Source organism: Flavobacterium sp. BFFFF1, assembly GCF_002256285.1.
GTDB lineage: Bacteria > Bacteroidota > Bacteroidia > Flavobacteriales > Flavobacteriaceae > Flavobacterium.
The window spans coordinates 4,299-7,072 of the sequence record NZ_NKJE01000048.1 but is presented as its reverse complement, the minus strand read 5'-3'; the positions used below and the strand labels follow the sequence as shown (position 1 = coordinate 7,072).

At 52.3% G+C, this 2,774-nt stretch carries 2 protein-coding genes; both read right to left on the bottom strand.

Translation table 11 applies throughout. The features are described 5' to 3' along the window. A partial coding sequence (gene pruA, locus CFE23_RS16075) for an L-glutamate gamma-semialdehyde dehydrogenase (protein WP_291090298.1) occupies positions 1–1,366 on the bottom strand: 1,366 nt, incomplete at its 3' end. 269 nt (positions 1,367–1,635) lie between these two features. Then, complete coding sequence (locus tag CFE23_RS16070) at positions 1,636–2,388, bottom strand: hypothetical protein (RefSeq protein ID WP_291090295.1); 753 nt, start codon at positions 2,386–2,388, stop codon at positions 1,636–1,638. Positions 2,389–2,774 lie beyond the last annotated feature (386 nt).

The following is a 2,774-nucleotide window of genomic DNA, read 5'->3' as shown; positions in this document are numbered from 1 at the left end:
ATGCATACGGAGTAGTAGCGGCCACCAGTTTTAATGTCGCTGACCACTGGCTGTCTTCATAAATGTAGATCGTAATCACCGGCCCAAACAACTCCGTTTCCATCGTCGTATAGTGTGGATCGGTGGTGACAATCACCGTAGGCTCGATGAAGTAACCGACGGATTTGTCGTAGTTCCCTCCGACAAGGATTTCCGCATGGGCATCTTTCTTCGCCTGGTCGATGTACGAAGCCAGTTTGTCAAAAGACCCTTCATGAATCACTGCGGTAATGAAGTTGGAGAAATCGGCAGGCGATCCCATCTTCATCGATTGGACATCCGCCACCAGTTGTTCCTTTACCGCCGGCCAAAGGCTTGCAGGAATATACGCCCTGGACGCCGCAGAACATTTTTGTCCCTGGAATTCGAACGCCCCGCGCACAATACCGGTGACGACCTGTTTCACGTGAGCACTCGGGTGTGCCACAATAAAGTCCTTACCGCCGGTCTCGCCGACAATCCTTGGATAGGTTTTGTACTTGTCAATATTGTTCCCGATGTTTTTCCAGATGTCTTTAAATACATGCGTCGAGCCGGTAAAGTGGATTCCGGCAAAATCTGCATGGTCAAAAATCGTGTTGCTGATCATCGCCGCATCGCCAAACACGACGTTGATGACACCATCCGGTACGCCGGCTTCCTTAAACACATCGATGATCACCTTGGCTGAAAACACCTGGCTGTCGCTGGGCTTCCAGACGACCACGTTGCCCATCATGGCAGCGCTCGCAGGAAGATTGGCAGCAATGGCGGTAAAATTGAACGGCGTAATCGCATACACGAATCCTTCCAACGGACGGTACTCGAGGCGGTTCCACATGTCTGAATTTGATTTCGGCTGGTCGTTGTAGATCTGCGTCATGAACTCGACATTGAAGCGCAGGAAATCGATCAGCTCGCAGGCCGCGTCGATTTCAGCCTGGAATATCGTTTTGGATTGGGCAATCATGGTTGCCGCATTGATTTTGGCGCGGTACGGACCTGCAATCAGTTCCGCAGCCTTCAGGAAAATGGCGGCGCGCTGCTCCCATGGCAGTGCGGCCCATTTTTGTTTGGCTTCGAGTGCGTTCTCAATGGCCTGGTCCACATGTTTCTTTTCGGCAAGGTGGTACGTGCCCACCACATGCTGGTGGTCGTGCGGTGCCGTCATGTTTTTGGTGTTTCCGGTCCGGATCTCTTCGCTGCCGATGTATAGCGGTACGTCAACCTGTGCGTTCCACATCGTGTTGTATGCAGCCAGGACTGCTTCCTTTTCCGGGCTTCCCGGGCGGTAGGCCTTTACCGGTTCATTGACCGCCTTGGGCACATGAAAAAAACCTTTTAACATAAATATATATTTTTTAAGTATTAGCTGAAATTGCGTTGCAAAGATAGGAAATCGATAATGATTTTTTAGTTTTTGGCCGCTCAAACAGGGTATGGTAAACGGCCCACTGCTGCTGCCGGTTATTTACTGATGGTGGCGCCTCCTCCGGACCGGGCTGTCCGCTGTATCTTTTTATGGTCCGGCTCCACTGCGCTTCGCCGGAAATAAAAAGGATGCCGCTTCCATCCCTGGCGCGCGCACCAAACTGGCGTTGCGAGCCATTTTGTGATTTACGCGGGTGCGGCAGCGGTCAAAAACACCGCCAAAACCGCTGCGGGATGCAGTGATTTGTGGTTTAACGTCAGCGTGCCCAGCGCGGCATGGTGCCGCTTGTATACGAGCGTTGCCGTGACGAAGACGAGCAACCCTTTTTCGAGCGGGGGCGTCGTGTGCGGGCTGGCCGCGGTGTCGGTTCCGTCAAATGCGATTGCCGATACGAAGGCGCTGCGTGTGGCGATGGTCCAGTGCACCGGGTCAAACGCCACAACTTCGACGCAGAGGTCGCCGCCCGCCGCTTTTCCTTTCTGCGGAAACGCCTCCAACCCGATTGTGGGCGGCAGGGCGATGTGGATGGCACCGGCTTCCGTCATCGTGATGTCCGGCTGCAGCAGGCAATGCTGCCCGAACGGGCTGTTGCTGTTGAAGTCAAATCCCTGCAGCAGGTTGAGGTCGCCATCTGCAATGGTCCTCGTTCCGGCAGGTTTGCTGTGGCAGGAACGCAGCACCTCATACACTTTTGTGCCAAAGCGGCGGTGCATGCCGGCATCGGCGTAAGGCCCGAACACGTCAGACAACCCAAGACGGATTTTCTTCGCCGCGGCGAGCGCCATTCCAAATTCTGAAGCCGATTGTTTCGTCGCGGTGGTCTGCTTGACGTTTCCCTTGCCGGGCTTGCTCGCGGCTATCGCTTTTCCGTTAACGACCCGAAACGCTACCGGGCCCACACTGCCCGATAAAAGCCCTTTTGCATTGATTCTTGCCATGTTGAAGTGGTTTGATGGTGATAAAGATAAGATTTAGATTACTAACTTACAATAGATTAAGTGATGATTATAGATAGTAAGTCCATAATTAATGTGTTTTTTATGGAGGTGCTATGGACTTACTATGGACTTTCTATGGAGTTTTACAAAATAAAACTGGAATTTCGTGCGAAGATGTTGTTGCCTAAATTGATTTGAATACCGTTAAGACAAAGCGGCTGCCCAAGCGCATGGTGGTTGGGCAGGAAGTTGAACTTGTTCTGAGGAGGCTATGCCCCCCGCTGGCGCGAGCGTCACGCTCGTGCCCATCATGTGTATCAAAAACTACAATGTAACGATTGTAGTTTTTTATATCTTTAAATTAGAGTATCGGGCCTGGTTGTGAG